The 572-nt window shown below is 39.9% G+C and carries 1 protein-coding gene; it reads right to left on the bottom strand.

All coding sequences use genetic code 11. The features are described 5' to 3' along the window. A partial coding sequence (locus ABCO64_RS10710; RefSeq protein ID WP_343089468.1) for an HsdM family class I SAM-dependent methyltransferase occupies positions 1 to 572 on the bottom strand: 572 nt, incomplete at both ends.

The following is a 572-nucleotide window of genomic DNA, read 5'->3' as shown; positions in this document are numbered from 1 at the left end:
ATCTCTACCTCTATTTTGTTTGAATACAAGAATAGTTGCCGGGATGGGAGTTCCAAAGAAAAGATTCGCTGGTAACCCAATAACTGCTTCAAGTAAGTTTAAGTCAATGATTTCTTTTCTGATTTTACCTTCACTCGCTCCACGGAATAAGACACCATGAGGTAATACAACACCCATGCGTCCACCTTCAGCAAGTGAATGAAGCATGTGCTGAACGAATGCATAGTCCCCTTTTGATTTTGGTGGAACAGCCCAATCAAATCGCTTATAAGGATCCAAAGATGATTCCATTTTAAAATCACCGTTTGATTCACCAGAGAATCCAGATGCCCATTTATCTAAAGAAAATGGCGGATTAGCTACAACAACCTGGAACTTCATCAGCTTTCCGTTTTCAATATGAAGTGGGTTAGCAATGGTATCTCCCCAGGCAATCTTCGCGTCATCGATACCATGTAAGAACATGTTCATTCTCGCAAGTGATTGTGTTTGACCATTACGCTCTTGTCCATAGATTTGTGCCTTTTTAAATTTTACTTTATCAAAAGCTCTAATGAGTAACGACCCTGAAC

Source organism: Methanocalculus natronophilus, assembly GCF_038751955.1.
GTDB lineage: Archaea > Halobacteriota > Methanomicrobia > Methanomicrobiales > Methanocorpusculaceae > Methanocalculus > Methanocalculus natronophilus.
Note: the sequence above shows the minus strand (reverse complement) of the source record. Positions and strands in the feature narration are given on the sequence as shown.